Source organism: Mesorhizobium sp. M5C.F.Cr.IN.023.01.1.1, from assembly GCF_003997585.1.
GTDB classification, from domain to species: Bacteria; Pseudomonadota; Alphaproteobacteria; order Rhizobiales; family Rhizobiaceae; genus Mesorhizobium; species Mesorhizobium wenxiniae.
This window is the reverse complement of sequence record NZ_RZSU01000003.1, coordinates 105,338-130,825: the sequence shown is the minus strand read 5'-3', so window position 1 is coordinate 130,825 and position 25,488 is coordinate 105,338. Positions and strand designations below refer to the sequence as shown.

At 59.5% G+C, this 25,488-nt stretch carries 29 protein-coding genes; 16 read left to right on the top strand and 13 right to left on the bottom strand.

Going from position 1 to position 25,488, the window contains the following annotated elements:
* Window positions 1–18: 18 nt before the first annotated feature.
* Window positions 19–993 carry a sulfotransferase family 2 domain-containing protein gene (locus tag EOA78_RS02525; RefSeq protein WP_127313724.1) on the bottom strand — a complete coding sequence of 325 codons (975 nt, stop codon included), beginning with the start codon at window positions 991–993 and terminating at the stop codon, window positions 19–21.
* Between the two features lie 343 nt (window positions 994–1,336).
* Here EOA78_RS02525 and EOA78_RS02520 point away from each other — a divergent pair, with 343 nt between their 5' ends.
* The 5 genes from EOA78_RS02520 (at window position 1,337) to EOA78_RS02500 (ending at window position 5,671) form a co-directional block, all read left to right on the top strand.
* The gene (locus tag EOA78_RS02520) at window positions 1,337–1,948 is read left to right on the top strand and encodes a sulfotransferase domain-containing protein (RefSeq protein WP_164783608.1); all 612 of its coding nucleotides are present in this window, start codon (window positions 1,337–1,339) and stop codon (window positions 1,946–1,948) included.
* 120 nt (window positions 1,949–2,068) lie between these two features.
* Complete coding sequence (locus tag EOA78_RS02515; RefSeq protein ID WP_127313722.1) at window positions 2,069–3,238, top strand: glycosyltransferase family 4 protein; 1,170 nt, start codon at window positions 2,069–2,071, stop codon at window positions 3,236–3,238.
* 107 nt (window positions 3,239–3,345) lie between these two features.
* Window positions 3,346–4,161 (top strand): glycosyltransferase family 2 protein, encoded by an 816-nt coding sequence (locus EOA78_RS02510; protein WP_206533401.1) that lies wholly within the window; start codon window positions 3,346–3,348, stop codon window positions 4,159–4,161.
* Between the two features lie 78 nt (window positions 4,162–4,239).
* Window positions 4,240–4,971 carry a hypothetical protein gene (locus EOA78_RS02505; RefSeq protein WP_051695823.1) on the top strand — a complete coding sequence of 244 codons (732 nt, stop codon included), beginning with the start codon at window positions 4,240–4,242 and terminating at the stop codon, window positions 4,969–4,971.
* Window positions 4,972–5,215: 244 nt separating this feature from the next.
* Window positions 5,216–5,671 (top strand): NUDIX domain-containing protein, encoded by a 456-nt coding sequence (locus EOA78_RS02500; protein WP_127313720.1) that lies wholly within the window; start codon window positions 5,216–5,218, stop codon window positions 5,669–5,671.
* Between the two features lie 122 nt (window positions 5,672–5,793).
* Here the strand turns inward: EOA78_RS02500 and EOA78_RS02495 are convergent, their stop codons facing one another.
* Complete coding sequence (locus EOA78_RS02495) at window positions 5,794–6,903, bottom strand: ionic transporter (protein WP_245477104.1); 1,110 nt, start codon at window positions 6,901–6,903, stop codon at window positions 5,794–5,796.
* Between the two features lie 396 nt (window positions 6,904–7,299).
* On the opposite strand from EOA78_RS02495, the gene EOA78_RS02490 reads away from it, so the two are divergent.
* Window positions 7,300–7,956, top strand: coding sequence for a TerC family protein (locus EOA78_RS02490; RefSeq protein WP_127313719.1), 657 nt, complete (start codon window positions 7,300–7,302; stop codon window positions 7,954–7,956).
* Window positions 7,957–8,116: 160 nt separating this feature from the next.
* Here the strand turns inward: EOA78_RS02490 and EOA78_RS02485 are convergent, their stop codons facing one another.
* Together EOA78_RS02485 and EOA78_RS02480 are read right to left on the bottom strand one after the other, a co-directional pair.
* Window positions 8,117–9,247: a site-2 protease family protein gene (locus EOA78_RS02485; RefSeq protein ID WP_127313718.1), complete on the bottom strand. Its 1,131-nt coding sequence runs from the start codon at window positions 9,245–9,247 to the stop codon at window positions 8,117–8,119.
* Window positions 9,248–9,350: 103 nt separating this feature from the next.
* On the bottom strand, window positions 9,351–9,788 hold the full coding sequence (locus EOA78_RS02480) for a CBS domain-containing protein (protein WP_065007865.1): 438 nt from the start codon (window positions 9,786–9,788) through the stop codon (window positions 9,351–9,353).
* Window positions 9,789–10,039: 251 nt separating this feature from the next.
* Between EOA78_RS02480 and EOA78_RS02475 the strand changes: the two genes are divergently transcribed.
* Window positions 10,040–10,450 (top strand): DUF427 domain-containing protein, encoded by a 411-nt coding sequence (locus EOA78_RS02475; RefSeq protein ID WP_127313717.1) that lies wholly within the window; start codon window positions 10,040–10,042, stop codon window positions 10,448–10,450.
* A 54-nt stretch (window positions 10,451–10,504) separates the two neighbouring features.
* On the opposite strand, the gene EOA78_RS02470 is transcribed toward EOA78_RS02475, so the two are convergent.
* Both EOA78_RS02470 and EOA78_RS02465 read right to left on the bottom strand, forming a co-directional pair.
* A complete protein-coding gene (locus EOA78_RS02470; RefSeq protein ID WP_127313716.1) occupies window positions 10,505–10,921 on the bottom strand; it encodes an HD domain-containing protein in 417 nt (138 codons plus the stop codon).
* Between the two features lie 197 nt (window positions 10,922–11,118).
* Window positions 11,119–11,358: a hypothetical protein gene (locus tag EOA78_RS02465; RefSeq protein ID WP_127313715.1), complete on the bottom strand. Its 240-nt coding sequence runs from the start codon at window positions 11,356–11,358 to the stop codon at window positions 11,119–11,121.
* 204 nt (window positions 11,359–11,562) lie between these two features.
* Here EOA78_RS02465 and EOA78_RS02460 point away from each other — a divergent pair, with 204 nt between their 5' ends.
* Entirely contained in the window at window positions 11,563–11,928 is a 366-nt protein-coding gene (locus EOA78_RS02460; RefSeq protein WP_127313714.1) for a hypothetical protein, read from the top strand.
* A gap of 53 nt (window positions 11,929–11,981) precedes the next feature.
* Here the strand turns inward: EOA78_RS02460 and EOA78_RS02455 are convergent, their stop codons facing one another.
* The 4 genes from EOA78_RS02455 to EOA78_RS36810 form a co-directional block, all read right to left on the bottom strand.
* A complete protein-coding gene (locus EOA78_RS02455; RefSeq protein ID WP_245477101.1) occupies window positions 11,982–13,388 on the bottom strand; it encodes a PAS domain S-box protein in 1,407 nt (468 codons plus the stop codon).
* 170 nt (window positions 13,389–13,558) lie between these two features.
* On the bottom strand, window positions 13,559–13,723 hold the full coding sequence (locus EOA78_RS02450) for a DUF3309 family protein (RefSeq protein ID WP_065007862.1): 165 nt from the start codon (window positions 13,721–13,723) through the stop codon (window positions 13,559–13,561).
* Between the two features lie 354 nt (window positions 13,724–14,077).
* Window positions 14,078–14,299 (bottom strand): hypothetical protein, encoded by a 222-nt coding sequence (locus EOA78_RS36815; RefSeq protein ID WP_127313713.1) that lies wholly within the window; start codon window positions 14,297–14,299, stop codon window positions 14,078–14,080.
* A gap of 8 nt (window positions 14,300–14,307) precedes the next feature.
* Window positions 14,308–14,490: a hypothetical protein gene (locus EOA78_RS36810; protein WP_127313712.1), complete on the bottom strand. Its 183-nt coding sequence runs from the start codon at window positions 14,488–14,490 to the stop codon at window positions 14,308–14,310.
* Window positions 14,491–14,660: 170 nt separating this feature from the next.
* On the opposite strand from EOA78_RS36810, the gene EOA78_RS02435 reads away from it, so the two are divergent.
* From EOA78_RS02435 to EOA78_RS02410, 5 genes are all read left to right on the top strand, one after another.
* Window positions 14,661–15,092 (top strand): hypothetical protein, encoded by a 432-nt coding sequence (locus tag EOA78_RS02435; protein WP_127313711.1) that lies wholly within the window; start codon window positions 14,661–14,663, stop codon window positions 15,090–15,092.
* Between the two features lie 553 nt (window positions 15,093–15,645).
* Complete coding sequence (locus EOA78_RS02425; protein WP_127313710.1) at window positions 15,646–15,852, top strand: sugar phosphorylase; 207 nt, start codon at window positions 15,646–15,648, stop codon at window positions 15,850–15,852.
* A gap of 63 nt (window positions 15,853–15,915) precedes the next feature.
* A complete protein-coding gene (locus tag EOA78_RS02420; protein WP_127313709.1) occupies window positions 15,916–17,322 on the top strand; it encodes a Do family serine endopeptidase in 1,407 nt (468 codons plus the stop codon).
* Between the two features lie 158 nt (window positions 17,323–17,480).
* Window positions 17,481–17,918 (top strand): DUF2267 domain-containing protein, encoded by a 438-nt coding sequence (locus tag EOA78_RS02415; RefSeq protein WP_127313708.1) that lies wholly within the window; start codon window positions 17,481–17,483, stop codon window positions 17,916–17,918.
* 56 nt (window positions 17,919–17,974) lie between these two features.
* Window positions 17,975–18,439: a YbhB/YbcL family Raf kinase inhibitor-like protein gene (locus EOA78_RS02410; RefSeq protein ID WP_127313707.1), complete on the top strand. Its 465-nt coding sequence runs from the start codon at window positions 17,975–17,977 to the stop codon at window positions 18,437–18,439.
* A gap of 28 nt (window positions 18,440–18,467) precedes the next feature.
* Here EOA78_RS02410 and EOA78_RS02405 read toward each other — a convergent pair whose 3' ends face one another.
* Window positions 18,468–19,943, bottom strand: coding sequence for an FAD-dependent oxidoreductase (locus tag EOA78_RS02405; protein ID WP_127313706.1), 1,476 nt, complete (start codon window positions 19,941–19,943; stop codon window positions 18,468–18,470).
* A gap of 79 nt (window positions 19,944–20,022) precedes the next feature.
* Window positions 20,023–20,934 (bottom strand): hypothetical protein, encoded by a 912-nt coding sequence (locus EOA78_RS02400; protein ID WP_127313705.1) that lies wholly within the window; start codon window positions 20,932–20,934, stop codon window positions 20,023–20,025.
* Window positions 20,935–21,234: 300 nt separating this feature from the next.
* Between EOA78_RS02400 and EOA78_RS02395 the strand changes: the two genes are divergently transcribed.
* Both EOA78_RS02395 and EOA78_RS02390 read left to right on the top strand, forming a co-directional pair.
* A complete protein-coding gene (locus EOA78_RS02395; RefSeq protein WP_164783607.1) occupies window positions 21,235–22,194 on the top strand; it encodes a PfkB family carbohydrate kinase in 960 nt (319 codons plus the stop codon).
* Between the two features lie 211 nt (window positions 22,195–22,405).
* Window positions 22,406–23,050, top strand: a complete 645-nt coding sequence (locus EOA78_RS02390) for a hypothetical protein (protein ID WP_127313703.1) — start codon at window positions 22,406–22,408, stop codon at window positions 23,048–23,050.
* 112 nt (window positions 23,051–23,162) lie between these two features.
* On the opposite strand, the gene EOA78_RS02385 is transcribed toward EOA78_RS02390, so the two are convergent.
* On the bottom strand, window positions 23,163–24,221 hold the full coding sequence (locus EOA78_RS02385) for a LacI family DNA-binding transcriptional regulator (protein WP_127313764.1): 1,059 nt from the start codon (window positions 24,219–24,221) through the stop codon (window positions 23,163–23,165).
* Window positions 24,222–24,429: 208 nt separating this feature from the next.
* Here EOA78_RS02385 and EOA78_RS02380 point away from each other — a divergent pair, with 208 nt between their 5' ends.
* Window positions 24,430–25,419, top strand: a complete 990-nt coding sequence (locus EOA78_RS02380; RefSeq protein WP_127313702.1) for an autoinducer 2 ABC transporter substrate-binding protein — start codon at window positions 24,430–24,432, stop codon at window positions 25,417–25,419.
* Window positions 25,420–25,488 lie beyond the last annotated feature (69 nt).

The window sequence follows — 25,488 nt, the reverse complement described above, 5'->3', positions numbered from 1 at the left end:
AACCGCCGCGCGACCACTTTACTCAGGAAGCGCGCGCGGATAGCCAAACTGATCGAAGTCGCGCTCATACGCGCGATAGATGGTATCAGCCAGTTCTGGCGTGAAATAGTCGGCAAGCCTGCGGCGCGAGGAGGTGTGCAGAGGTGGCATCGCCGCGCGTCGCATCTCGTCGCTTGCACCGACATGATCGAGAACCCGTTCGAAGTCCTGTGCGAAAGTCTCCGTCTTGCCGACGAGGTCGAACGCCACACCTGGAAGGTCGATGATGTCGCTTTGCCTCTGCCAATGCTTGTCGATGCGCCATGTGGAAGTCGTGCAGGCAAAGGCGACGAAATCTGCAAAGGACAGGCTCTTGTCGGGTCCTACAGGCAGCGCCGGATCAGCCCTTTCGCGGTAGGCTAAATAGACCTCCACCCTGCCATAACCAGGCACAAGCGGACGGTCACGATATTGGTCGGCCCAGCACGACAACAGCCGGGTATAGGGGTTGCGAACGAAGGTAAATCGCAAGGCTTCCGGACTGGTGGCCATGCGATAGAACTGCAGGACGCCATGGCGGGGCGCCTGCAAGTTCGACGCCTTTCGGTTGTGCACCTTCCAGTTCTGGTCGCTGCGCCACCCCGACACGGTGTCGTTTCCGATCATGGCTGCAAGGTTGCTGCGAATGCGGCTACTCGCCGCCTTTGGCGTGGCGAGGTACAGGATCTTGAGTTGCGGGACTACGTCGATCAGGTCGTCAGGCAGATATGCGGTTTCCATGGCTCTGCGGTAAAAAGCCAACGCCTCGGGATTGCGCCAGCTCAAAACCTGCTCGACAACCCGCCACCGAAGCGACCGCAGTTTCGGCCTCAACTGGCGTTCGATTTTCCTCAATCCACGAGTCTGCTTCGATTTCGGGACGGGAATCTCATACGACAGGTCGGGGGTGCTGGTGTTCATCCGCTCTTTCCTATTAATTTCTAAATGCCTCACCGCTGGGAAAACCGCAAGCAACAGTGGACAATCGACCCAAATCTGTTTTCGCCGCTCGCCAGCACCGACTTCCTGATCTACCGCAACAGTGATTTACAGTTGACGCAATCCGCCGCCCCGATTGGGAAGCGTATGGACGAGGCGCGACAAAAGACGTGGTTGCTCATCGGCCAAGTTTGATCGACATGAGTCGTCATGTCATAAGGTCCGGAAGCCGGGTCCTTAGCAATCGGCAGCTGATAGGGATGTTTGCGAGGTGACCATGAAATTACTGCGGTGGCCCAAACCGAAGGCAGAAGAAAATTCCAGTAATTTAGGCCTTTGCATTTCCTACCCAAAATCGGGGCGGACATGGTTAAGAGTCATGCTTGATCAACTTGTCGTCGGCCTCGATTACACCCACGGCGGCAGCGCGTTCCACAGAAAAGATTTCCGCTCTGCCGACGCTTTTTTGGGAAAGCGGCCCCTGATTTTTTTGCATCGCAATCCGATCGACACAACAATTTCCGGATATTTTCATGTCACCAAACGCGAAGCATGGCGCGGCCTATTCCAAGGTGATTTGTCGAGCTTTGTACGAGACCAACGGTTTGGTATCGAGAGGACAGTCCGGTTCAATGCAATGTGGCTGGCGGCAATCAGCGAAAGAGACGATGTGTTGATCACACGATACGAAGCGCTCCACAGCGATGCCCTCTCCGAGCTTAGCCGAATCGCAAAATGGTTGAAGGTAGAACCAGACGAGGAGAAAATTACGAAAGCAATTGACGTCGGTCGATTTGAGTCAATGAGAAACAAGGAATCCTCTGGGCAAAGCGATGAGCGCTATGGTCACCGCTTAAGAACGGCAGACAGCACCGATTCCGATAGTTTTAAAGTTAGACGCGGCGTAGTTGGCGGGTATAAGGACTACCTTACCGAAAAAGAAATTTTATACTGCAAAAATATCATGGAAAATTATGGAATAAGTGCCTAGCGATAACCACATCTTCACTCCAGAAGTGCAGGCGGATAGCCAAACTGGTCAAATCGCGCTCATCTGCGTGATTTATCAAATCCGCCGGTTCCGGAGTGCTCAACGGCGTAGCGAGATCGCATGGATTTATCGCAGCATAATCAACGGGTTCAGGCGGAACCGAAGACGCCTATCCTGTTCGTACGCCAGCGCTATGCGCCCTTTGGCGGAGGCGAGATCATGCTGGAAAACATCATGGCGGCGTTCGCCGCGCGTCAACGGCCGGTGGCTGTGCTGTCCGGCGACTGGCCGCGATACGAAGGCATAGAATTCATCCATTGTGCCGGCCGCCGCTTTCCCCGCTCCCTGCGGGCGACGTCCTTTGCCCGAGCCGCATGCCGCAAGATCGCCGAAATGCCACCGGCCCTGGTGCAGAGCAACGATCGTCTTCCGTGCTGCGATGTCTTCCGGGCCGGGGAAGGCGTTCATGCCGCCTATCTTGCCGAGCGGCGTCGTTTCGAGACGCGGCTTGGCAGGGCAGCGACGGCGCTGAGTCCCTTTCATCGCCAGACGCTGCGTCTTGAACGCACAACCTATGCCAGCCCACGGCTTAAAGCTGTGATTGCCATTTCGAAAATGGTGGCTGAGGACATTATCCGTCACTACGACTATCCGGCGGAACGTGTGCACCATGTTCCCAACGGGGTTGACCTGGACCGCTTCAACCTGGAGCTGCGCCAACAGCATCGGGCCGCGGTCCGCGCGCAGCTCGATGTCGACGATAACAGGCCGGTCGTCCTGTTTGTCGGTTCGGGTTTCGCGCGAAAAGGACTTCTTCCATTGATGAAGGCTGTCGCCACGCTGGACGGTGAGCCGGAGGTGTGGGTCATTGGCCATGATTCGCGCGCCAATGCCTTCAAACAGGCCGGCGACAGACTTGGTCTTGGCGCAAGGCTCAGGATGTTGGGGCCGCAGAAAGATATGTTGCCATGGTACGGCGCGGCCGACATTGCCGTGCTGCCTTCCATTTATGACCCATTCGGCACAGTGGTGATCGAAGCCATGGCCAGCGGCTTGCCCGCCGTGGTAAGCACCGGGTGTGGGGCGCGCGAGCTGGTCGATCGGTTCGAGCCGACGCTTGTTTGCGACGCAGCCGGCGTAAACGACCTCGCCGCCGGGCTTGCCCGTGCGTTGCAGCTGTCGTCACGGCCTGAGACTGCGGCCAAGGTCAGAGCGGCGGCCGAACACTACGATTTCAACGTCATGATCAGGAGAATGATAGCGCTCTACGAGAGTCTCGACCTGAGATAATTTCGACATTTTTTTTGAATCCGTTAGTATCGCTCGGAGTGCTAACAGGCCGGGGGACCAGTTTCTTTGAACAACAGTAGCAGTTTTGACGCCGGAACCGTCTGACCGTGCCGGCGCTTTCAGTCATCATAATCAGCCGCAATGAGGAAGCGTGCATTGCACGTTGCCTTCGCTCGGTACATTTTGCCGACGAAATCGTCGTCCTCGACAATAACAGCACCGATCAAACCAGGGACATCGCCAGTGGACTCGGGGCCAAGGTCCTGATTACCCTCGATTGGCCCGGGTTCGGCGCGCAAAAAAACCGTGCCCTCGCCGCGGCGACGGGGGATTGGGTCCTTTCGCTTGATGCCGACGAGTGGGTCGAGCCACCCCTCGCTGCAGAAATCAGAGCCGCTATCGCCAACCCAAAAGGCTATGATGGCTTCGAAATACCAAGAAGATCCCGCTTTTGTGGGCACATCGTCCGCCATGGCGGCTGGTCGCCCGATCTGGTGCTCAGGCTTTTCCGTCGACAGTCCGGGCGCTTCAGCAACGACACGGTGCACGAGAAAGTTGTGGTGAATGGGAAGGTTACGCGATTGTCCCATCCTATGGAGCATGACTCCATCGCCGACCTGGCAGACGCGCATGACAAGATCGGCCGATACGCAGAAGCGTCCGCGGCGCGGCTGCTTGCCGAGGGCAAAAGAAGCTCGATAAGCAAGGCGGTTTTACGCTCGGTCTGGGCCTATATGAACAGCTATGTTTTCAAGCTGGGATTTCTGGACGGTTCGACCGGCGCGATGGTCGCCGCTTATTCGGCCAGCTACACCTATCAGAAATGGGCGCTTGTCGCATTGGGCAGCGAGACGAAATCCGCCGAAGAAAGCAGGACCGGCGTGAAAGGCAAATCTGTGCGATTCAGAAATCGTCCTGGCTAATTTCTGCACCATTGTTGCCGAGCTGTTGCCAGACAGTTAGTGTACGACCGTTTTGAAATTGGAGCCAAGGTACTGAATATGACTGATGCGTTTAGGGTATTCGTTGGATGGGACAGCCGCGAGCCGATCGCCTACGACGTAGCACGGCACTCTTTGCTTAAAAACGCTTCGGTGCCTGTCTCCGTCATTCCAATCAAACAGGACGAACTGCGTGCCCGTGGACTGTATTGGAGGGAAAAAGATCCACTCGCGTCAACAGAGTTCACCTATACGCGGTTTCTCACACCTTTTCTCGCCGACTACACGGGTTGGGCTTTGTTCTGCGATTGCGACTTCCTGTGGCTCGGTGACGTCGCAGGTTTGCTGGAATACACGAAATCCAACAAGGCGGTCTATTGCGTCCAGCATGACTATACGCCGAAGGCCACTACCAAGATGGACGGCGTGGTCCAGACATCCTACCCACGAAAAAACTGGTCGTCGCTGATGCTGTTCAATTGCGCGCACCCTTCGGTTAAGTCGCTTACGCCAGAGGTCGTGAACCGCGAAAGTGGTGCCTATCTCCATCGAATGCAGTGGGTCGCCGACGAGGACCTGGGCTCCCTGCCAGTAGAGTGGAACTGGCTTGAAGGTTGGAACGAAAAGCCGGCGCATGGCACACCTAAGGCGGTCCACTATACAAGCGGTGGTCCGTGGTTTGCCGAGTGGCAGAATGTCGACTATGCGGATCTGTGGATAGCCGAACGCGACGAATTTTTGAGTAATGCCGAACAAACGGAAGCTTCTCTTTCGCGCTCGGCGAGCCGGTAGCTAATCCAACCGATCGGCCCGACCATATCGGACGTTTCGTCGAGATCGCCGGCAGCGCGCGGTTCGTGCAAGATCGGTGAACAGACTAGGCGTGCTTGGGTCGAAATCGAACCGAGCGGGGTGTCGAAAGGCCATTTTTGGCGACGTGCTTTCCAGCGCGTGACGTTGGCACAGCGTCTGCTGCGCCAAGCCGGCAACTGCTTTGTCGTTGTTGCGGCATGCTGCATGGCAGAGGCATGAGGCGATGGCGAAAAGAAGTGCGGGCATCCTGCCTTACCGCAGATCGACCAGCGAACTGCAGGTGTTGCTTGTTCATCCGGGCGGGCCGTTCTGGCAAAGCCGCGATCTTGGCGCATGGTCGATTGCAAAGGGCGAGTATGGTGATGACGAACAGCCGGAAGCTGCGGCGCGCCGCGAATTTGTGGAGGAAACCGGCTGGAAGCTCAAGGGAGCACTGCTTCCCTTAGGGGAACTGCGCCAGCGCGGCGGCAAGTTTATCACGGCGTTCGGCGTCGAAGGCGATTTCGACGCCGGCAGCCTGCGTAGCAACATGTTCGAGATGGAATGGCCGCCGCGCAGCGGCCGCATGCAATTCTTTCCAGAGATCGATCGCGCAGAATGGTTCGGCCTCGATATGGCCCGGGAAAAGCTGCTTGTCGGCCAGCGGCCTTTTCTCGACCGGCTAGTGGTGTCTGTCTAAAGCCGACCCAGCGGCCGATCGACATCTTCAACTGGTCGTGCTGATCGCTACGCCCCAGGAACCATGGGCCGAGGCGAAGAGCATGTTGACCCTGCCATAGCGCCAGGATCAGGCCCCGCGCTCTACGGCACGAAGATAAGGAACAGATAGGCGACGAACACGACGAGATGAACTAGCCCCGTCAGCATCGTTGTTCGGCCCGTCCCAAAGCTTACGATGCTGATGGCAAGCGCGAGGATGAGAAGCACGGTGTCCCCCGGGCCCAGACCAAGAGTCAGGCTTCGTCCGGTGAGCAGGCTCGCCGCACCGATTGCCGGGATTGTCAGGCCGATTGTGGCGCAGGCAGAGCCGAGAGCGACATTCAGTCCTCGCTGAAGTTCGTTATTGAGTGCTGCCCGAACCGCCGACACCGCCTCCGGCATAAGCACCAGCGCAGCGACGAAGAAGCCCACGATTGCGTCCGCCTGGGTAACTTGAAGAAATTCGAGCCCATTCTCGATGCTGCCGGCCACCTGCTCGGTCAGAAGAACGATCCCTGCCAGTCCACCAAATAACAGGAGCACGTTTGTGGTCACGTTCCCACCCTCAGATACATGCGCCTCATGTTCCGCGCTGGACGTCAGATCCTCGATAAAATCACCCCGATGACGCACCATCTGGGCAAAGACGAAGGCACCATAGAGGAGGATTGAAAGAACGCTCACGAAAGCGAGTTGCGATGCGGAGAACGCACCGGGGCTTGTTGCAAGCGTGTAGTTTGGAAGGATCAGCGTAAGAACCGTCAGCGCCATAATGACAGCAAGGGAAGCGTTGGTGCCCTGTCGTTTGATGTCCTGATATCGATGCTTCAGCCCACCCAGTGTGAGGCAGACCCCGACAACACCGGCGCACACGATCATGACCGTTGAAAACACGGACTCGCGTGCCAGCGTCGGGTTGTTCTCGCCATGGAGCATCATCGAAACGATGACCGATGCTTCGATAGCCGTCACCGAAAATGTCAACAGCAGCGTGCCGTAAGGTTCACCGAGCCGCCGTGCGACGGCCTCGGCATGATGCAAAACCACAAACACGGTCGCGAAGATGAAGATAGCGACCACGATCATCGCCAGGATCTTGATCGAAAGCGGCGAATGCTCGATCGACGCGGCGCCGAAATGAATCAGTGCGGCCAGACCCAACGAGCCGATTGGGAACAGATATTGGCCGATCGATCGTCGATGAACAGCCAAGACGGATTTCCTTCATCGCCATCGACGGTCGCAGATCGAGTATTACAGAGACTGACCGAAGCCCACGGTCTCAGTGTACTTGCGGCTGCCGGCCCGTTCAATGGCCGCGTGCCCGATCGACTTGGCGTACGAAACTTGCCGAGGGTCGATGCCGCACATGCCGAATTACAATTAAGCCTTGAGTTTTCGCATTTCCGGCAATAGCTAGGTGCTACCAGGCCGGGCCCCTCTGGCAGTCCATCAGGACTGTGATGTCGGACTGGAATTCAATCCGGGTGGCCTGGCTTTGAGATTTCTTCAGCTGTAGCGGCATTCTCTTGTCATACGCGGTGTCCGCGTTGCTCTACGGTTATGGTCGCAAGCCGCGTCACCCCTAGCTGAACGCAAGGGTGCCGTATGACAGAATTTTTTAGTCCTGAAGCAATGACCGCTCTGTTGCAGGTCATCATGATCGACCTGGTGCTGGCCGGTGACAACGCCATCGTTATCGGCCTTGCCGCGGCCGGACTACCCAAAGAGCAGCGCAGAAACGCAATCGTCGTTGGTATAATCGCAGCGGCCGTTCTGCGCATCGGCTTTGCGGCCGCGACGACTCAACTCCTGCAGATCGTCGGCTTGCTGTTGGCTGGCGGTATATTGCTGTTGTGGGTGTGCTGGAAGATGTGGCGCGAACTCCGGCAAAACCATGCGCAGGAAACACAGGCGATCGAAGCGCTTTCGGAAAGTGACGTCGACTACGACGGCATCGTAGCTGGCAAAGCTCCACGCAAGACGCTGGCGCAGGCGACCTGGCAGATCATCATCGCCGACGTCTCGATGTCGCTCGACAATGTTCTGGCGGTAGCGGGAGCCGCGCGCGAGCATCCGAACGTATTGATCTTCGGCCTTGTCCTCTCCGTCGCGCTGATGGGCATTGCTGCAAATCTCATCGCCAATCTGCTTCAGAAGCACCGTTGGATTGCCTATGTCGGCCTGGTGGTCATCCTCTACGTAGCTGGCGACATGATCTATCGCGGTGCGATTGAACTTCTGCCTCACGTCGCGGGCGCTTGAGACACAGAAGATGAGCCGGCCGGAACGACGTCGTTCCGGCCGGTTCTGCTCCCAGGCAAGGCTAATGGCCCGTGTCGGCGCAATTATCCTGCCTCGGCTCGCTCGCTTACCATTTAAAGCGCACTCACTCGATCCGGCGGTAGAAAGAGTATCCTGGTGCTCAGATCCGTGTGAGTCGCGGTTTGTCCCCACGCAAACGACCAAATCGGAAGGCATCTGAAACCGCCGAGCGGACCATAAGCATCTCGCCTATGGTTTCGTGTGTCATGAGCCCGACCAGCCGATCGGAACTGTCCACGACGGCAACAGCAGGCACAACTGCCTGCTGCATGAGCCGCAGGCCTTCTTCCAGGCTTTTGCGGTAATGTATTTTCGGGATATCGTTTCGCATTGCGCTCGCGACCGGTGCGGCGGGTCCCTTATCCTTCAAAGTCCGGATCATGTCGTTGCGTGTCACCAATCCTTCAAGATGGCCGGCGGAGTCGATGACAGGGAAGTCGTGCTGCGTAGTCGCGAGCAGCATCTCGATTGCCTCGTCGAGCGTCGCCGACCGTCCCAGCCGGGCGAACTCGGTGATCATCACGTCACCGACCAGGACGCTTGTGGCTACCTCGCGGATCTGTGCGTTTTGGGCTTCCGCTGCCGCGGCGAGATAGACGAAGATGCCGATGAAGATCAGCAGCGGGTTGTAGAACAGCCCAAGGAAACCGAAGACGAAGGCCAATCCTTGCCCGATCGTGGCGGCGATCTGGGTCGCGCGTGACCAGGAAAGGCGGGCGGCGAGGGCGGCGCGCAGGATACGGCCGCCATCCATCGGGAAGGCCGGGATCATATTGAAAAGGACCAGGAAGACATTGACCCCGGCAAGCCTGGCGAGAAAGTTCATGCGCGGATCCTCGATCCCGGCCATCTGTTCGGCACCCGCCGACCCGCCGAGCAAGACGAAGATCAGCGCGGCGATCGCGACATTGACCAGCGGCCCCGCGACCGCGATCACGAACTCCTGCCCCGGCTCTTCGGGCATGCGTTCCAGCCTGGCCACGCCGCCGATCGGGAAAAGTGTGATATCCGGCGTGCTGATGCCGAAATACCGTGCGGCGGCGATGTGGCCGAACTCATGCAGGACCACGCAGGCAAAGACGGCAATGATGAAGGCAACGCCTTCCCAAGCCGCTGGCGTGCCGCCGATCTGATAGTGCGTCAGCCAAATCCAGACGAGCAGAAGCAGGAAGGTAAAATGAACGCGCACGGTGGTGCCGGCGATCGTCCCGAGGTTCAGCGACCAACCCAATCTAGCCACTCCCCAAAGGCCCCACCTTCACCATAGGCTTTGGCAGGGCGCTTGCAATCTTTCGAGAACATCAGGCGCTGGCACCGCCGTGTCGCAGCGCCAGTCAGTGAGCAGTTTGCGAGTGCTCGCCGCCGGGCTTCGAGATGTCGCTTAAAGCATCTCCCGCTTCTGCCGCTTCGCCGTTCGTCGCGAGATCGCCAAGAGAGATGATCCCGACGAGCCTCTTTTCGCGGTTCAGAACCGGAAGCCGACGCACCTGCAGGTCGCCCATGTTCTCAAGCACATGCTCGACGTCTTCGTCATCGAAGCAGTATTTGACCTCCGGGGTCATGACATCACGCACCTTGGTGTCAGGTCCCATACCCAATGCTACGCCGCGGATCGCGATATCACGATCGGTGATCATCCCGACCAGCCGGTCGTGGTCGCCCACGGGCATCACTCCGGCGTCAAGCTTGCCCATGATCTGCGCTACTTCGCGAATGGACTGTTCGGGGTTCGCGACCTGGACATTCCTCGTCATGCAGTTGCCGACTTTCATGGCAATCTCCCTTCATTTGCGAAGCCCCGCCGCCGATACGGTATTGGTGACCGATGAACGAAGTTTCGGCGGTAGCGTTCCCTTGAAAGTGGATTGAATGGCGCGCACAGGCGGCCATCGCTGCCCGAGCGACGGAACTCGGGGATGGAACCAATTGCATTTTGTTGAGACGCCGAAGCCTGGCCGACCTGGAACCCTGATGGGCGATGCTACGTTTTAGTGAGAGACAGCGCAGCCAACGGAGAAGTCGAATGCAGCCCTCAGCCGCAAATTCCGCTCGCCACCCCGGCGCGCTTACAGTCACCCCGTTCAATGGAACCGTGACGGTCAGGTTCTCCGACGCGATTGTTGCCTCGACCGAGCGGGCAAAAGTGCTTCATGAAGATGGACACGATCCCGTTTTCTACATCCCTTTCGAGGATATCTATTTCGAGCTTCTGGAGAAGACGAACACCACAACGCGCTCCCCGCTGAAGGGCACAGCAAGTTACTGGCGGGTTCACGCGGTCGGCGGAGCGGCTGACGACTTCATGTGGGCCTACGAGACGCCCGACACCCCGGCATCAGCCATCGCCCGCCATGGTGCCTTCGATCCCGACAAGGCGCGGATCGATGCCGATCTTGCCGAGGACAAGCGACACACGCCTCACCTCCCCGAGTAGGTGGCGCTTGAATTTCCACATCGGCGGGTAACGCCGCAGGCGGCAATCTTTCCCTCATTGGGAGAATTTTTCGTCGAGGACCCGCAGTCCGTCCTCGTACTTCGACGTCGGCGCGCCAATCTGCCGTGCCTGCCACAGATTGTCGGCGAGATCTGCGCGCTTGACCGGCAGCGCCAACGGGTTGGATGCTGCTCTGCGCACGAAAGTGAGGTCGTCCTCGTCCGGCCTGCGTGTCATGGCATCGACTGCCGACACGATGGATGTTCCAAAACCAGCCGCCTCCAGCCGATCGCGGTCCCAACCGTCGCTTTTCTCAAGAACGTCGTGAAGGTAGGCAACGGCCTTTTGGTCGAGCGTTTCGACGGCATCAACGATCCGGCGGCAATGTTCGATATAGGGCCGTCCGGTCTTGTCCATCTGCCCGGCATGAGCCTGTTCGGCGATTTTTGCCGCGCGGTAGAGCACGCTCACTGCTTCGATCCTTGCTGGCCTGTGTATTGATGCAACCGGCCTTTGCTCCGGTGCACAACGTGCCTCAAAACGGGTGTGGCACCGTAGTCGCGTGTCACCGAACGCGCGACGATTGCCTGAGGTTCCAGAGCGCGGGCAAGGCTCCGGGCAAGTCGGAAGGAAACAGGTTGCTAGCCTTGAGCGACAGTTCGAGACGGCTAGCCGCCGTCGGACGGTCCATCGACAATCCCGGAACTGGGCAGAATCCCAAAATCCTGTGACTTGGCACCTTGTGCTGCCGTCAAAAATCCGTCTGCATGAAGACCGCGCCGCAGCAACTCTCTCACCGCCGCCGACCGGCTTGGCATGCGCCTTTCGAAGCGCCAGTTTTCCAATGCAGCCAATTCGTCAGCATTTAGCATGATCTGCAGTCGTTCGGGTCTTTCCAGGTCGGCCATTTTTGCCTCCAGCCGCTCAAAGTTAGTAATTGTCTAAGAATTAGGAAGAGTCTCGTCGCCCGTCAAGGCCGGTTCATGCGCTGTCGGCGTGAATGGTTGACAGTTACTGTGAGGCGTCGACTGCACAGTCCGCGCCATATGCTAACTTATTGATTTCACGATATAATTTTATTGATCACCTTGCCATTCGGATCGTCATGGCGCATGCTTACCAACGAGGGACAAACCGGTCCTGAAGGGTTTTCCATGAGATACGGTTACTCGGCTCATTTGTGTCAAGACGTTAACCTGCAAGTTAGGGCAGCCGCCCGCTATAAGGGAATGGTCAATGTCACCGCGGTGGCCGAGGCCGTGCGGCTGCGAAACCTCGCAGAAAACGTCGCGCTTGAAGACATCGAATGCCTGGTACTGCAAGCGGCCCAGTTCTGCGGGGCGGCCATGGAATTCGACAGCCTCACAGTACTTGAATCACATAACGTCCATCGGCACTCAGTGAATTGCGACGGCTTCGATGTTCTGCAGGACAGGACTGTTTCGCTCTATCATCGCCAGCCGGACCGAACGCAATAGGTCCGGCGTCAGCACAGTCGGTCGGAGGGGAAGGTTCAGCTTCACGGGCGCTTTCAAACGGCCGCGTTATCCGCGACAGACGTCTGGACGAAGGGTAGCGGCGCCTCGAGCGTCCAGGTGACGCCTTGCTCGTGGAACTCCAGGCGCCCGCTGCCGCTGAGTGCCTGCGGCGCCACCCGCTCGAGAACGACCACTCCGAAGCCGCGCCCCCTGACAGCATCCAGGATCGGGCCGTCCAACTCATGCCAGACCAGTCGAAAGGTGTCGGCGCCGTCGCCGGCAGGGATCACATTCCAATCGATTTCGACGCGTCCGCCGCTACAGGACAGCGCTCCATGTTTTGCCGAATTGGTGGCGAGTTCGTGGAAGGCGATACCGAGATACTGGACGGCGTTCGGCTGCAGTATCAGCATTGGCCCGGCCATCGACACGCGGGACTGCGCTGCAAAGGCCTTGAGCTGTGCCTGGATGAGCTCGCCGACCGTAGCGCCGCGCCACTCGGCATTGACAAGGAGATCGTGGGATTCCGAAAGCGCCATGATGCGCTCCCGAACCTGCCCGAGGAAAGCCTCAGGTGTGCTCGTCAGCCTGCTGGTCTCGCGGATCATCGAGATGATGACCGAAAACTGGTTCTTCACCCGATGATTGACCTCGCGCATGAGCAGACGGATGCGCCGCTCGTTCTCCTTGTGAGAACTGATGTCGCGCGCGATCTTGGAGGCGCCGACGACCCGCCCGATCCCGTCGCGGATCGGCGAGACGGTGAGCGAGACCGAAACGAGCGTGCCGTCCTTGCGCATGCGCATCGTCTCATAGGAGGGGACGCGTTCGCCGGCGCGGATGCGGCTGATGATCGAGACTTCCTCGTTGAGACGGTCGGGCGGAATGAGCATCGTCACCGGCCGGCCGACCGCCTCGGCAGGCGTGTAGCCGAACAAGCGTTCTGCCGCATCGTTCCAACTGGTGATGATGCCATTCATGTCCTTCGAGACGATGGCGTCCATCGACGACTCGACAATGGCGGCAAGACGCATGCGGGCTTCATCGCCCAGCGTCTGTGTGCGCAGGTCGAGCAGCGTGTTGATGGCACCGACAACATTGCCCGCTTCGTCGCGAAGCAGGCGTGGGTGAGCCCTGAACGGGATGAGTTCGCCGTCCGGCCGCTCCGCAATCGCCTGATCCCATGAGACATCCCGTCCTTCGCGCAGCGCCACGGCCATCGGACACTCGTCATGTGCCATATCCCGACCGTCGAGATGACGAAGCTTCCACGAACCGCACCATAGGTCCCGACCGATAACGGGACGATGGCCCCAGAGCTCAGCTGCGGCGTCGTTGAAGAAGGTGATGCGTCCCTGCCCGTCGACGGTGTAGATGGCGACCGGCAGTGCCTGCATCAGATCGGCAGCGGGAATGCCCGGAACTCCGAGGCCGACATCGGCTTGTTCAACGAAGTTCACTTATGGCGCCATTCTCGTGGATTTCCGAGCGGCTATAATGCACTTGAGCGATTTCAGTTCCGTCCGGACAATCACGTGCGCCCCCTTTGCCTGCAGCCGCCACATTCCTGGACAAGGTACTAGCGCGACACAGGATCACCCTGAAGTTATCGGCCTAAATCGAGCGGGCACTAAATGCGTCCGAGAAGGACCAGGATAATGACGATGAGTAGCACGAGACCAAGGCCGCCGCCACCATAATAGCCGGTGCCGTAGAACGGCCCGCCACCCAGACCGCTGAACCCGCCAAGCAAGACAAGGATCAAAATGATGATGAGTATGGTTCCGAGGGTCATGGTGGTTCTCCCATTCTTGCGCTGCCGCGCCATACAAGGGCGCGTCCATGCGCCTGCTGATGACGGTATGAACTCCCAGAAGGGGCTTCCTGTTCCACCGGAAGTAGCATCGTGTCGCTCGTCTAGCGGGAAAAAGCCGGTAGGCTGACGAGAAAGCCCGCCGGCCGCGAGCCAGCGGGCGACAGGCTTTTTCTGCCTCGGACCGCTTAGAGGGGGCAATCACAGCAAGGATGCCTGACTCGGGCCTGCCGAGGCGGCGCTCACAGTCAGCCGGTTGATGATGCTTGGCACCTCGCCATTTTCAGCAGAAATGCGAGGTGCCGGGCCGCAGGCTTCGCCGGGAGGTGAATACATTCACCTTCCTTGGTGTGCGGGTCGGGTGCCGCCCCCCTTCTTTTCCGAGTCGTGAGTATGGTGGCTGTCGCGTTCGCCTCCGCCGCCTGAGATCTTGCTGCGGCTGCGCTGATCGGAATCGGCTGGCGGCTTTTCTATCACCAGCGGCTTCTTGGCATTCTCGTGCGATGCGCCAGGACCGCCATGGCGGATGCTGGCGCGGGTCTTCTTCGACGTAGACATGAAATCACCTAACGGTCCTGCTGGTAGCCTTGATGGGTCGTATTGACCCTCGTGTTGCCCTGCTGGCCCTGTTTGTCGGGATTTGGGGCGGAATGGCCGTGCTGCGTTTGGTCGACGGGAATCGACTTCTTATCGCCTGGACCCTTAGGGCTCTGGTTCTCTGCCGGAACGGGTGGTGGTTTTGTGCTCATGACGTTCTCCTTTCACTAGCCAAAACAAGCAGGCCCCCGAGAAGGTTCCTGATACGAACCCTGCGAGGGGCAAACTCCTAACATTGCCAATTCCGGCCTTGTCGGCGCGTCGCAGCGCAATAATCTTCTGTGAGGGCGTGGGCGCTTCGACCTATTGAAAGGAGCCGACCATGAAACACCAAACACTCGACCAACTGCAGACAATTGCAACAGTTGAGCCCTCGGCGACATACCCGACCATGTCTCGGACGCAGCGGATCGAGCGTTGGGCAAAGCTTCTCGATCAAAATCCACGGCGTTGCCTCGGGGCGCTTTCAGGCACCGAATATCTCAGTCCTGAAGCCCGTGCCGTAGCGCGTGGCGCGGGGTCGCCGATCACCGTTGCCTATGAGGATCCGGTGCTGCGCGCCATGGGTCTGAAAGATGACACCTACGGCGAGGCAAAGCGATTCTTCGAGCTGAGTGACTGGCAGTTGCACAACATCGTCTGTCACTGCCACGTCGGTGCTACGATGCAAGCGCGATGGGCTGCCGCCAGAGTTCGCCGGACAATTACCGGCAACAGACTTCTGGCTTGGCTGAGGGCAAGGTTTGTGCATTGAGGACAGCGCAGAACGGTGACGACAAGTCTTGATCGTTCTCGTTAGCGACTGGCCGCCAGATGTTGGTGGCATTGCCGGCAACGCAGTGGAGGGTGGAGCCGACGCCCTGCTTTCAGAGCGGCCGGGTGAAGATTTCATGCTCGCCCGGCCGGGCTCTTTGTCGGCGAGCGTGGCGACCGTATAGAGAAGCAATTCGAGCGCCCTCTTAAGGGAACAAGGCCCGCCTCATACGGTCCACGCTGTAATGCCGGCAAGCGGCACGGTGGCGGCTTCCACAAGGCTTAGACGTCCGGTTTTGCTGACGCTTCCGTCGCCTTGACCACGACGTATTCGGCGTTACCGCCGCGGTCATTGCCAAGCATGGCAAACATCAAATCGCCCTTCTTCAAAGTATGGCATTCAAGGACCGTTCTCTCGGGCTCTACGAGAGACCCTTGCGCAGAGATCATCGTGTGAAATTCCCGCAATCTCGTCAGGGAACTTTTCTGGAGGGACATGGTTGGAATGTGCGGCCGAAAGAATCCGGGCGTGTAGCCGTGCAAGGAGGTTCGCCATGAAGCTTCGCGAGTTGATGGACCAAGTGAAGGATCTGCCGCCGGATACCCTCGTCTGTGCCGCCGAGATTGACGAGGCCTTTGCGGCCAACATTGCTGGCATAGAAGCAGTAGAAAGTGCCCGGATTGAAAGCCGCAAGCCGGACGGCACCGAAGCTGTCGAACTCGCCAACGGGAGCGACAAGGTTGTCGTGATCCGCTGGTGAACCGCTGGCTCATGCTGGAGCTGTCGCGTGCCTGATCACTGAACGCTGGAGGAGTCGCAGACCATGCTTCCGGTTTTGAACAAAAGACTTTGCGCCTGCCTGATCGCCGGAACTCTGATGCTCTCGGCCGGCGGCTTTGCTCCGCTCGCAGCCCAGGAAATCCCAAACGACTTCACGGGAATCGTGCGCGAGAAAATTCCGGCCGTGGTCGCAATAACCACCCGACAGATTATCCAAGACCAGGCGACGTTGAACGACCTTCTTAGTCCTTTCGATGGCCGCGGCCTGGGACCGGCTCAACCGCGGGTGCGAGAGGCTCTTGGCTCCGGCTTTGTGATCAGCCCCGATGGGTACATCGTCACCAACAACCATGTCGTTGCCGATGCAAGCGAAATTCGTGTCGTATTCTCCGACAAGGAGACGCTGCCTGCGCGGCTCGTCGGCCGCGATGCGGCAACCGACCTCGCGGTGCTGAAGATCGACCCACGGCCCAACATAACAACGACCGCCTGGGGTGACTCAGATGCAGTACAACCCGGCGCATGGACCATCGCGATCGGCAGTCCGTTCGGGCTCGGTGGGACAGTCACCGTCGGCGTGCTTTCGGCCCGTTCGCGCGACATCAATGCCGGTCCTTACGACGACTTTCTCCAAACCGACGCCTCAATCAATCGCGGCAATTCCGGCGGTCCCCTGTTCAATGCGCGCGGCGAAGTGATCGGGGTCAACACGGCTATCGTATCTCCCACAGGTGGCAGCATAGGGATTGGCTTTGCGGTACCATCCCGTACCGCCCGTAACGTCGTCGACCAGTTGATCCGCACCGGCAGGATCGAGCGCGGTTTCATCGGGGTGCGTCTCCAGGAGATCACGCCCTCGATTGCCGAGGCGCTTGGAATACCCGGCAGCAAGGGAGCGCTCGTGGCCTCGGTCGAGCCCGGCAGTCCGGCAGAGCAGGCGGGTATACAGGCGGGAGACGTGATTACGCGCTTTGACGGCAAGGACATCCAGAGCGTCCACGATCTGACGCTCGCGGTTGCGAGCCAAACGCCGGGAACAAAAACGACGCTCACAAGGAACCGCGCAGGCAGCCAACAGGAGATAGCTCTGACTATCGGACAGCGCAACGATGAGGAGGGACAGACCGGCGCCGTTCCAAAGTCGGAAACGGCGGACCCGCGTCTGGGATTGTCGCTCAGCCCCATCCCGGATGAGGCGCGCCAGCAGCTCGGACTCCAGCCGGACACCACAGGCGTATTCGTGCAAGAAGTGGCTCCCAACAGCCTCGCCGCCGAAAACGGCTTTCAGCCTGGCGATGTGATCGTCTCGGCCAACAACCGGAATGTGACACAGCCGTCGGATATCCAAGAGGAGTGGACGAAATCGCGCCAGCAGAACAGGCCCATATTGTTCCGCATCAACAGGCAAGGACAATCTGTTTTCGTCGCCGTGGCCATGGCCAAATCTTGACGGGCCAAATCTTGACGGGAGCACACTGAGCGAAAGCTTGGCCGGATGGATCACACGCCCTCGCGAGAGATGGCCTTTAAGCTTGGGGGACGGGAACAACAGCCGACCACGGTCGTTTCGTCTAATGAGTCATTCAAACCGTTGAACAGGAGGCTTCGATGAGCGCCACCGGACTCGACGTATTCGACAAGACGCTGCAGACCACAAACATCTGGCTCGACGAGATCATGGCCGAGATGGGACCGGATCGGCAGATCGCATGGCATGTTCTTGGAGCGGTGCTCCACGCGCTGCGGGACCGCATGCAGCCGGACCTTGCAGCCCACCTCGGCTCGCAGCTGCCGATCCTGGTGCGCGGCGCCTATTACGACCAGTATCAGCCTTCCAAGACGCCCGAGAAGTTGCGGTCGCTCGACGAGTTTCTGGCCAAAATCAAGGCGGAGCTGGAATTCACCCGACCGGTCGATTCTAAGGATGCATTCAGGGTCGTATCCAAGGTACTCGCTCACCATGTGGACGAGGGGCAGATGATCAAGGTTTGGGAATCCTTGCCCGCAGAAATCAGGCGCGTCGCGGAAGCTCAGCAAGCGGCGTGAAATAGCGCCAGATATCGTTAGTCTCGGCTGTAGTGCTTCTTATTGGGGAAATGGAAATGCCACTCACCCTTATCAGCCCTGCGTTCCCGGCGGGCGGGAAAATCCCTGAAAGGTATACCCGCGACGGCCAGAACGTCTCGCCGCCACTGAAGTGGTCCGGTGTTCCGGATGATGCGAAGAGCCTTGTTCTTGTCGTGCAGGATCCCGACGCGCCGAGCGGGATTTTCGGGCACTGGGCGGTGTTCAATATCCCGCCCGATGCCAGCGAGCTAGCCGAGGCGCAAGATGGCAAGCCAGGTCCGTCGGCACTTCGGCAAGGCACCAACGATTTCGGCAATGCCTATTACGACGGCCCACAGCCGCCGGTGGGACATGGCGTCCATCATTATCATTTCCGGCTGGCCGCGCTCGACGTGCCGAGCCTCAGTGTGCCGGGACAGGCGGGCGTGCAGTCTGTCTGGAATGAAGCCCGCAAGCACGCGCTGGAGGAGGCTGAGCTGGTCGGAACCTACGCACGGTAACGCCGGGTCGTGTCAGTCGCCGCCTTTCTTACAGCACGGCCGGCGAAAGCGGTTTTCGAGCCGGGCCATGGATGACCGAACCGTCGGCGGCGAAAATCGACCCATGGCAAGGACAGTCCCAGGTGTTGTCTGCGTTGTTCCAGGTCACGGTGCAGCCCTTGTGGGTGCATGTCGCCGAAACCGGGTGAAGTACCCCTTCAGTGTCTCTCCACGCCGCGATCTTTTCGTCACCCCTGACGACCACACCGCCCATGCCGGGCACGATGTCGTCGAGGCTTGAGACAATCGATTGGCTGCCGCCATTCTTGTGAAAGTCCTCGGGATAAGACCGCGCCGGATCATAGAGCTTTTGCCATGGGCTCGGCCGAGCGCAGATCAAATCCGCGATCATCGTGCCCGCGGCCGTTCCGTTGGTGATGCCCCAGGCGTTGAATCCCGTGGCAATATGAAAGCCGGAGGCTTTGCCCGGATCGGGTTCGCCGGCATACGGAACTCTATCGGCCGTATCATAGTCCTCGTTACACCAGCGCCACGCAACGTCCCCAACCGGAAGGCTCATTCTTGCCCATTGTTCCAGCTCGACGAACCGTTTCGCCACGTCGCCGTCCTGGCCTGTGTCGAATTTGGGGCCGAGCGCGACCAGCAGCGGGCCTTCGGCATCGCGGCCGGTGCGGATGGAATGCGTTGGATCGTCGATGCCGATGAAGATGCCGTCGACAGCAAGAGGGTCATCGATCCGAAACGCCATGGCAGTGTGGCAGCGCGGCTGGGTCCGGTTCGCCATACCGACGGGGCTCTTCACCGTCATGTTGGTGGCGACGACCACATGCTCGGCGTGAACGGTGCCGCTGTCGGTGACGACGCGCCAGCGGCTTGCCTCGCCGATCGAGATCGCGCGGCTGTTTTCGAAAATCCCTCCGCCACGGGCCGTCACCGCTTGAGCCAGGCCAACCAGATACATCGCCGGATTGAACTGCGCCTGGTCTGAAAAACGCAGAGCGGCGGCCGTTTCGAAAGGGAGCGGCGCGCGCTCGAGACTATCGGCGTTCAGCCCAACTTGCCGCGCGGCCTCTGCCTCGGCCACGATCTCCGCGCGCCGAGTTGCATCGCAGGTGTAGGTATAGGCGTCTTTGGCCTCGAGATCGCAGGGAATGCCATAGTTGCGAACCCATTCCCGGATCTGGACAGCGCCGGCGGAATTCGCATCGGCATAGGCTTGCGCCAGGTCCCGGCCGAAGGTCTCGATGAGATGGCGATAGATCAGCGCGTGCTGCGTCGTGATCTTGGCCGTCGAGCGGCCGGTCACCTGGCCGCCTGTCCGCAGGCCTTCGATGACGATCACCGACCGACCGGCCTCGCAAAGGCGAAGCGCCGTCGTGAGCCCGACAATCCCGGCGCCCACGACAACGGCCTCGGCATGGATCGATCCCTCGAGCGGGGGATAGTTCGTAGCGGTGGCTGCCGCCACCCAACAGCTTCCCAGTTTTCCACAAAGAATGGCCATTTCACCGGCGTCCCATGCGTTTCGAGGCATCTCCATCGACAACCCGCGCCGGCGCGAAAACGTTCCGGATTTACCGTCTTCAGTTGTTGTTTGGCCGTCCGGAAGACACAAACGCACCGGGAAGATGCGAGATGCAAGCCATCACCCAGGTGATCGCCTCGCGATCGTATTCGTCGCCGGAGCGCCAATTCTCGAAGAAAGTGTTCAACCTCCCGATACGCTCGGGCCAGACGCCGGCGGCCTGCAGGCCCAGCGACACGCCGTAATTGGTGAAGGCGAACTTCGTATCGGGCAGCCACGGCGCGCGGCTGAAATAGCCCGGCGGGTCGACCCACATCGTTTCCAAATTCCGCAGCGAACGTTTCGTCTGCGCTTTGGCCCATGGCTCGGCGGGAAAGAAGTGGGCGAGCCACAGCATCATGCCGAGGCCGAGATCCTGTTCGATGTCGAGGGTGCGCCAGTCGCGCTCCATCAGGTCACGCATCTGCGCGATCTCGGGCGCCAGTGCGTCTTCATCGAGCATCCGGTAGGAGACGTAACCATCGTAGGCGTCCATACTGCCGAGACCGTAACCGGGATAAGGACTGCTCAAATCCTCCTGCATTTTCCAGATCACGCCGCGGCCGGGGATCACGAAGGCCGGATGAATGTCGCGCGCCAGCGCAACGCCGCGCGCGCGGTATTGCGGTTTCAGATCGCCGAGACGCGCCAAGGCGAACAGCCACATCGCCAGGTAGTGGAAATACTGTCCGTCGCGATCTGCCGCTTCGCCGATCCTCAATCCGCGCGGACGACCGAGCACACGCTCGACGTCCGCCACCAGCCGCTCAGCCTCACCCAGCCAATGTTCCTCGCCGAGATCCTTGTAAAGCGAGACATAGAGCACGACCCCAAAAGCATCGGTCCAGAGATAGCGCAGGCCGTTGGGCCAGATGCCTTCGGCGCGCATCCAGTCGAGTTTTCGCAGGACATAGTCAACGTCGCGCAGCATAACGCTGGTCTAGAGCCCGAACGGAAAGTATCGGGTGCTCCGGCCTTGGCATGCTTTGGCCCGAGCGGAGTGCCGACCGGCTATGTGCGCGTCGCAGTTGCGAGCATGCGGCATGTCGAGCATGTCTGCCTCCGTTGCGATTAGTCTGGGGTCAGATCGCAAACGATCTGGTCGGCGGCGGGTTCCTTGGCCATCGAACAAGCACCAGCGCGTCCGCCGGCCCGACCCCGGAACCCTCCGTCTGTTCCCGAGTTCTTGGTCAGTCGCTCACTTCCGCTCGAAATGGCTGAGGAGGTTTCATTGCCGCGCCCGATCGTGCTCTCGCTGGGCAGCATCAATGCCGATCTGCAGTTCGACGTTCAGGGCTCCCTTGGCGATGGCGGCACAGTTAGGGCCAGCGGCTTCGCCCAACGCGCCGGCGGCAAAGCCGCCAACGTTGCGTATTTCACCCATCGCCTCGGCGTTCCGACGAGGCTTATCGGGCGCGTCGGCGACGACCAGTTCGCGGAGATCGCAGTCGGTCCGCTGAAGGCGGCGGAACTCGACCTGGGGTCCGTCGGCGTCGCCCGCGACGTCCCGACTGGCGTTGCCATCGTGGCGGTTCCGAAGGATGGCACGAAAGCCATTCTATCCGCGTCCAATGCCAACATGTCCTGGAATGACGCGGCCGTTGACCATGTCGTGGCAGCCATCAGGAATTCTCCTGATCGATCGATACTCGTTGCTGATTTTGAAATTCCCTTGCCAGCCCTGAATGCCGCCTTCGCGACAGCGCAAGAACGTGGGTTCAGAGTCCTGGTCGACCCGACATTCGCCGACCAAATCGATCGGTCGCAACTCTGTCGCTTCTGCGCGATTACGCCAAACCAGCAGGAGGCTTCGGATCTGCTTGGCCTGCCGATCGCCACCAATGACGATGCGGCCCGAGCGGCGCTCCAACTGAATGCGCTCGGGGTGGAGATAGCATGCGTTAAGCTCGAAGGCGGTGGCTGCTTTCTCGCACTGGATCACGACGCAATGCAAATTCTCGCCCCGTCGGTCGATGTGGTCGACAAGACGGGTGCAGGCGACGCGTTTATCGCGGCAATGGCCGTCGCCTTGCTCGACGGCAAGTCCGCCTACGACGCCGCTTGCTGGGGCGTCGCGGCGTCGGCGATTGCCGTCCGGAAAAAAGGCGCACAGGAATCCTATCCATCGTTGATGGAACTCCAGCAGATGATCGGGTCAGTCGAACGCTGCAACGGACGTGAATTGGTATAGGCTGATGCCATTACTATTAGACCGGCGCCCGAAGACTGCGCCCGTTACGGCCTGTGGCGAAGGTCACCTGCGCGCGCCCGGCAAAGCCTAAAGAATGGTTCGAGCCACTAGGATGTACCCGCATCCAGTATTTTGGCGATAAACCAATTCGTACCTTGTTTTTCCCTGTGCAATTGCCAACCATAGAAATGGATTGATTCGGAGCTTGTCTATGCACGCACTGCAAGCGGCCCTGGCTGCGGTGATCTTGAGCACTTCAGTCAGTTCTGGACTCGCCGATGACAATTCTCCCTTTATTTATTTTGCGACCCAAGATCCTTTCACAGACGGTCTGCCGACCAAGAATGATGTTTATGTCTTTGGTGGCGTGTTTGCGAGCGGTGCCTTCGGGGACACGATCAATGTTTTTGGTGCCGACTACACGGACAACTATATAATCGGAGCTGCATACGGTCGCGATCTCGTCGATATAGGCGCTGGTTTCGTTCTTGGTGGCGTCACCGGCGCGGCCATAAGATTTGGCCAGGACGACGATACGTCTGGCGAACTTTGGGCCGGAGCGCGACTTCGCCACCAAGGTCTTGTCATTGGTGATTTGGCGATTGCGCCCGCACTGACCGCTGGATTTAGTGCCGTTACAGGCCCTACCGAGATCGAGCGCGATCGCGAGATCCGCTACGATGGCGATGCATCATTCCTCGGCTTCGTTGGTGCGGAGCTTTCTTTCAGAGTCAGGCAAGCTCCCAATGTCGAACTTGTCTACCAGCTCCACCATAGATCCGGCGCCGACGGCACAATTGGCGATATGAAGGAGGGTTCTAATGCGAACGCTCTTGGAATCCGTTATCGCTTCTAAGCTCGGTGCTATAGACCTTTTCCGGCGACTGCGCGCCCACCTTGTTGGCTCACCGTGAGGACGGCGGCACTCTCGTGAGGTCGGCGGGGTCGCCTGTAGCGCCTATTCACGCTCAGGCTATATCCTTCAGAGTGTCCAGCGGCCCTTTCAGTGCAGACCTGGGCTGGATCAACTCTGGCGCAATCAGGAAGGTCTGCGGTGCCGTCGGCGGTTCATCCATCAGCTCGAATGCCTTCGTGATCATCGCCTCAACATTCTGCCGCACCATGATTACCGGGAAGGGCAGGAACGAGCCGAATGGATCATAGTCGTAGCAACCGACGACGAGCTCGCTGAACATTTCTGCCGGCCGGCCCGCCATGAAACGCAGCAGACCTTCCATATTGATCGACGAATTGATGAACAGCGCGCGCGGCAGCTTGCCATGTCGTTGGTAATACGCCTCGAAGGCGCGCAAAGTTATATCAGGCGAATACCCGGAGGACTGCACACCGTCATCAGGGTCGGTGCCCAGCAGCGCCTTCTTGGTCGCATGGAAAGCGGCGATGCGTTCGCGGCTGGCGTGGTCGTTGCGGCCGCCAAACAGAAACAGCTCGTCCGGCCGCAGAGGATCGTCGTTGCCGAAGCGGCGGATGATTGCTTCCGTCAGCATCCGCGCGCCCTCATAATTGTCGCTGATCACCGAATGCGCCTTCGCTCCCGGCAGGTCGATGTTGATATGCCTCAGCCCCGCCGGTTCGCAGACCTCGTGGACGCCGTCCGGGTCGGTGGCGCCGACGATGAAGAGCTGGTCGATTGAATAGGAGATCAGCGTCTCAGCGGTCCGCCGTTCCTCGTCCGGGTCGCGGCTGGCGCTAACCACTACCGGGCATTGGCCGCGGCTGCGCACATGCCCCTCAAACGTCTGTGCCATGGAGGAGAAGTAGCGATTGTCGTGGACGGGCAGCATCAGGCCGACCAGGCCCGATCGCGAGCGTCGCAAACCTCGTGCCTGCAGATTGGTGGTGTACTGGTGGAGTTCGGCGAGGCCGAGAATTGTTTGCGCCGTAGTTTCCTTGATGCGGCGCTTGCGCCAAGTGCCGTTCAGCACGGCGCTCACGGTCGACGGCGAACTGCCCGATAGCACGGACAGGTCATAGATCGTCGCCTTTTTCTTGACCCGCTGATCCATCTGGCCCTCCCGCGCGTCTTTTAGAGCAAATATCCCGCTTGACGAGAGCTTCTCGATGCATAATAGTATCTGCACCATCGATTGTGCAAGCGGAAACCGGTGGATAATCGATGGGAAGTGCCCGCGTTTTTCGGGGAGGTTTCTAACGGCCGCTGTCATTCGACGGCTCGAGTGTGTTCCCACTAGGAACGTTATGGGAGGAGTACAGATGAAAAAGCTCATGATCGCGGCGCTTGCCGCGACCCTTATGCTTGGCGGATCATTCGCTGCGATGGCACAGCAGGCCGGCAAGGTCGGCGTCGTCGTAAAGATAGGCGGCATTCCGTGGTTCAACGCTATGGAGGCCGGTATCAAGGAGCGCGGCCAGAAGCTCGGCGTCGACGCATTCATGGTTGGCCCAACCAGCGCTGATCCGGCACTGCAAGTTCGCGCCATCGAGGATCTGATCGCCCAGGGTGTCAAGGTCATCGGCGTCGTGCCGAACGATGCGAAAGTGCTTGAGCCAGTGCTGCAGAAGGCCAAGGACGCCGGCATCATCGTCATCACGCATGAATCGCCTGGCCAGAAGGGCGCCGACTGGGATTTCGAACTGGCATCCGCGACGGGCTTCGGCGAAGCTCATGCCAAGCTCCTGGCGGAGAAGATGGGCGGCAAGGGTGAGTATGCAGTGTTCGTCGGCTCGCTGACGGTGCCGCTGCACAATGCCTGGGCCGATGCCGCAATCGAGTATCTGAAGAAGAACAATCCCGACATGAAACTTGTCGGCGAACGTTACGGCGTCGCCGAGGATGTCGACAAGAGCCGCAGCACTGCGCTTGACCTTATCTCCGCCAATCCCGGCTTGAAGGGCTTCCTCGCCTTCGGCAGCCAAGGCCCGATCGGCGCTGGCCGCGCAATCGAAGAGCGGCGGAAGGTGGGGGAAATATTCGTGCTCGGCCCGTTCTCGCCGGGCCAGGGCCAGAAGCTCATCAAGAACGACGCGATCTCCGGTGGCTTCATGTGGAATCCGAAACAGGCGGGCGAGGTTTTCGTCACGCTGGCCGACCATCTCATGAAGGGCAACGAGATCAAGGACGGCGATACGATCGAAGGGCTAGGGACAGTCAAGCCCGACTTCGAAAACCGTAACATCATCGTCGATCAGCTGGTGCCCATCAACAAGGATACTGTCGACGATCTCGCGGCGATGGGCCTGTAAAGCCTCCCAAGGCTACGGCAGCCGGGCTGGCCTCGAGCCGGCCCGGCTGCAGGATTTGTCAACGCGATT

What these genes read in the sequence shown, in the direction of transcription:
- EOA78_RS02520 (WP_164783608.1), top strand. Translation starts at nt 1,337, where the DNA reads ATGCTTGATCAACTTGTCGTCGGCCTCGATTACACCCACGGCGGCAGC.
- EOA78_RS02480 (WP_065007865.1), bottom strand. Translation starts at nt 9,788, where the DNA reads ATGAAAGTCGGCAACTGCATGACGAGGAATGTCCAGGTCGCGAACCCC.
- EOA78_RS02490 (WP_127313719.1), top strand. Translation starts at nt 7,300, where the DNA reads ATGACAGAATTTTTTAGTCCTGAAGCAATGACCGCTCTGTTGCAGGTC.
- EOA78_RS02475 (WP_127313717.1), top strand. Translation starts at nt 10,040, where the DNA reads ATGCAGCCCTCAGCCGCAAATTCCGCTCGCCACCCCGGCGCGCTTACA.
- EOA78_RS02420 (WP_127313709.1), top strand. Translation starts at nt 15,916, where the DNA reads ATGCTTCCGGTTTTGAACAAAAGACTTTGCGCCTGCCTGATCGCCGGA.
- EOA78_RS02515 (WP_127313722.1), top strand. Translation starts at nt 2,069, where the DNA reads ATGGATTTATCGCAGCATAATCAACGGGTTCAGGCGGAACCGAAGACG.
- EOA78_RS02500 (WP_127313720.1), top strand. Translation starts at nt 5,216, where the DNA reads ATGGCGAAAAGAAGTGCGGGCATCCTGCCTTACCGCAGATCGACCAGC.
- EOA78_RS02460 (WP_127313714.1), top strand. Translation starts at nt 11,563, where the DNA reads ATGCTTACCAACGAGGGACAAACCGGTCCTGAAGGGTTTTCCATGAGA.
- EOA78_RS02450 (WP_065007862.1), bottom strand. Translation starts at nt 13,723, where the DNA reads ATGACCCTCGGAACCATACTCATCATCATTTTGATCCTTGTCTTGCTT.
- EOA78_RS02425 (WP_127313710.1), top strand. Translation starts at nt 15,646, where the DNA reads ATGAAGCTTCGCGAGTTGATGGACCAAGTGAAGGATCTGCCGCCGGAT.
- EOA78_RS02405 (WP_127313706.1), bottom strand. Translation starts at nt 19,943, where the DNA reads ATGGCCATTCTTTGTGGAAAACTGGGAAGCTGTTGGGTGGCGGCAGCC.
- EOA78_RS02380 (WP_127313702.1), top strand. Translation starts at nt 24,430, where the DNA reads ATGAAAAAGCTCATGATCGCGGCGCTTGCCGCGACCCTTATGCTTGGC.
- EOA78_RS36815 (WP_127313713.1), bottom strand. Translation starts at nt 14,299, where the DNA reads ATGTCTACGTCGAAGAAGACCCGCGCCAGCATCCGCCATGGCGGTCCT.
- EOA78_RS02400 (WP_127313705.1), bottom strand. Translation starts at nt 20,934, where the DNA reads ATGCTGCGCGACGTTGACTATGTCCTGCGAAAACTCGACTGGATGCGC.
- EOA78_RS02505 (WP_051695823.1), top strand. Translation starts at nt 4,240, where the DNA reads ATGACTGATGCGTTTAGGGTATTCGTTGGATGGGACAGCCGCGAGCCG.
- EOA78_RS02385 (WP_127313764.1), bottom strand. Translation starts at nt 24,221, where the DNA reads ATGGATCAGCGGGTCAAGAAAAAGGCGACGATCTATGACCTGTCCGTG.
- EOA78_RS36810 (WP_127313712.1), bottom strand. Translation starts at nt 14,490, where the DNA reads ATGAGCACAAAACCACCACCCGTTCCGGCAGAGAACCAGAGCCCTAAG.
- EOA78_RS02435 (WP_127313711.1), top strand. Translation starts at nt 14,661, where the DNA reads ATGAAACACCAAACACTCGACCAACTGCAGACAATTGCAACAGTTGAG.
- EOA78_RS02390 (WP_127313703.1), top strand. Translation starts at nt 22,406, where the DNA reads ATGCACGCACTGCAAGCGGCCCTGGCTGCGGTGATCTTGAGCACTTCA.
- EOA78_RS02410 (WP_127313707.1), top strand. Translation starts at nt 17,975, where the DNA reads ATGCCACTCACCCTTATCAGCCCTGCGTTCCCGGCGGGCGGGAAAATC.
- EOA78_RS02465 (WP_127313715.1), bottom strand. Translation starts at nt 11,358, where the DNA reads ATGGCCGACCTGGAAAGACCCGAACGACTGCAGATCATGCTAAATGCT.
- EOA78_RS02415 (WP_127313708.1), top strand. Translation starts at nt 17,481, where the DNA reads ATGAGCGCCACCGGACTCGACGTATTCGACAAGACGCTGCAGACCACA.